General features: G+C 52.9%; 1 protein-coding gene. It reads left to right on the forward strand.

The window, feature by feature from the left end; translation table 11 throughout:
* Positions 1–3,347, forward strand: a 3,347-nt coding sequence (locus tag ACO0LD_RS31635; RefSeq protein ID WP_423013494.1) for a DUF4214 domain-containing protein, incomplete at both ends; no start/stop codon positions are given.

A 3,347-nucleotide genomic window follows, 5' to 3' on the forward strand; every position in this document is an offset into this window, starting at 1 on the left:
TACTTCAACCGTCCTGCAGACCCAAATGGTCTGACGTACTGGATGGCCCAAGGCCTGACACTGGGTCAAATCGCCGACAGCTTCTCCAAACAAGCAGAATACGCCACCGTATTCGCTGGTAAAACAACAGAAGACACAGTCAACACCATCTACAACAACCTGTTTGGCCACAAAGCCGACGTAGCAGGTCTCAACTACTGGACAGGCCAACTGCTGAACGGCAAAGTCACACTGGGTCAAGCTGCTCTCGCCATCCTCGGTGGTGCTACTGGTGCAGATAAAGTTGCCGTTGACTCCAAAGTTGCCGCAGCTACATCCTTCACTACTGCTATCGACACCAACGAAGAAATCGTTGCCTACTCCCTGCCAAGCAACACAGCCCTGGCCAAGGACTGGCTCAGCAAAGTGCTGGACTCCGCGACACAAGCATCCCAAATCGCCGTTCAAGATGCAGTGCTGACATCCATCGTCAATGGCGGCGGTGTTAAAGACTTCACACTGACAAGCAACACAGACGTCGCTACTGCTGAGAACTTCACAGCCGGTCTCGTCTACACACCAAACGGTGGTTCCCGTGTTAATGCCCTGCAAGACGAAGACGTACTGACAGGCTCCAACACATCCGCCACAGCGAACAACAAACTGACAGCCACACTGGGTAACTCCAACGACAACGGCGCACCGATCATCACGCCAACGTTGAAAAACATCCAGACAGCCACGTTCACCTTCACTGGTTCCGCTGATGCACAAAACGTCAACAACAACGCCGTTGTTGCAGTTGACTTGCAAGATGGTACTGGCCTCAAAAGCATCGGTATCAACCGCATCGCTTCTACAGCAGGTACTAACGTTGCCCGTATCGAAAACATCAAAACTGTTCTCGACACCATGTCCCTGACAAGCACCAACGCCAACAACGCTGGTACAGTTGAGTTCTCCTTCGGCAACGGCACACTGCTCGGCGCCAATGCAGCCACACTCAACCTGTCCGACGTCCAAGTTGGTACCGTCAACATTGGTCAAAACACCTCCGGCACATCCGCCGCAGGCGTAGGCAACCAAGGTTACGAAACACTGACCATCAACAGCACAGGCAACACCAACAACATCGGCACGTTGAACCTGCCAATGGACACAGGTACAGCAGGCAAAGTCATCATCACTGGCGACAAAGACCTCACACTGGCCCAAACATCCAATGTTGTTAATGGCGTAACGACGATTGAATCCGTCAACTACTCCGGTGGTATTTTGCAAGCTGCAGGCCGTTTGTCCGCGATTGATGCATCCGCATTCAAAGGCAACCTGACTCTGAACCTCGGCAATGGCATCTTCACCACTGGTAAAGCTGACACATCCGGTTCCGTCCAAAACGTCACCATCACTGGTGGTTCTGGTAACGACACATTCTACCTGGCTGACACAGTAGAAACACTTGACAGCATCACAGGCGGCGACGGTACAGATACCCTGATCATCGTCAACGGCGGCAACGTCACAGCCGGTGCAGCAGGTTCCTCCATCATCACCAAAGTAGAAGCTGTTCAAGTATTGTTGAACAACGCCTCTTCCACAGTTGACTTTGCCAAACTGCCAGATGTTACAGGCGTACTGGTTCGCAACGTCTCCAACACCAACGTCGCTGCTCCTGCGAATTCCGCACCAGTTGCCGGTACAGACGTGTTCACACTGAACAACCTCACAGTTGGTCAAGCTGCTGCCATCACCATCCGTCATAGCGACACAGGCTCCAACGCCATCGGCCAATCCACGATCAACGCCAATCTGGCCGTTGCTACTGGCGCATCCGACACAGTTGCTGTCACGATCGCTGAAGGCCTGAACGTTGACCCACGTTTCAACTTCGTGTTGAACACCAACGCAGTAGAAAACATCACTTTGGTTGATGCTGATACAGAATCCAACACAGTTGCTCTCGCCAACGTTGCTGCCCACACAGGCACCATCACCATTGGTACAACAGCAGGTGCTGGTTCCACAACAACATTCCTGAACCTCGACACAACAGTCGCAGGTAACGGTGGTTTGTACCGTATCGACACAACAGGCGGCGCAGCAGCTAACATCGCTGGCGTACAAGAGTTGTCCAAAACAGCAGGTCAGATCAAACTGGTTGCTGGCACTATCGATGCATCCGCAGAAACAGCCAGCGTCATCATCCGCGTTTCCACAAGCAATGCTGCTAACGGCGCGCAAAACATCAAGATGGGTGCTGGTAACGACACAGTTACTTTCGATAACCTGCAAGACACACGTGCTGGCCTGACCATCTCCGACACAGTCGTTGGTGGTGCTGGTACAGATACACTGGTCATCGACGGCGACCTGACAGGTGCAGCACTGGGCGACACTATCGCTCTGGGCGCGTCTGAATGGACTAACGTTTCCGGTTTCGAAACAATCCGCCTGGTTGGTACATCCAACAACGCCGGTGTTGACGGTGCAGGTAACTACCGTCTGACATTGACAGATGCCCTGATCGCTGCCAACAACAACGCAGGCGTTCTCGCCATCGTGAATGACAACGACACAGCCAATGACACAGCCAATGCAGCTGATACAGCTGGTACAGCCGTTGAAAGCGCAGTCGTCATCGACGCCCGTACACTGAGCGCCACAAGCCGCTTCAGCTACAACGGCGAAGAAGGTGCTTCCCGCACAGCCGACCGTATCATCTTCACTGATGCCAACTTCAATGGTTCCCACGCCATCAACGGCGGTGCAGTGGACAACAACTCCACTAACAACAGCCAAAAGAACGACGACGTTATCGAACTGCGTAATGCAACAAACGCTTCCATCGGTGACTTCAACGGTATCAGCAACGTTGGTAACATCGAACTGACAAACGACACAGCAGTCACACAAGTGTCCCAAATCCAGTTGAACGATACCATCGTTGATGCCCTGGTTGACAGCTACCAAGCTGCTAACACAACAACACACGTAGAACGTCTGACGATCCGTGCTATCGACAACACCAACGTTGCTAACGCAACAGTCGGCGTTTCCATCGATGCAGGCGCATTGACAGCACAATCTGCGCTGGACGTGACACTGGGCCGTGGCGCCAACTTCCTGAGCCTCGGCGCTGGTGCAGACCGCGTTGTCCTGTTGGGTAACTATGTTGCCGGTACATACAACACGACAGAAAACGGTGTGAACCTCAATGCTCAGTCCACAGCAACAGCAGCGGCACGCGTTGTAACAGACACGATCAACCTGGGTACAGGTAACGATACACTGGTTACTTACGGTGCGATCAACCTGGCTGGTGCACAATTGTCTGGTATTGAAAACATCACAGCGAACTCCGCTGTTGT

Origin of the sequence: Undibacterium sp. Ji83W, assembly GCF_049340385.1 — a bacterium.
GTDB lineage: Bacteria > Pseudomonadota > Gammaproteobacteria > Burkholderiales > Burkholderiaceae_D > Undibacterium.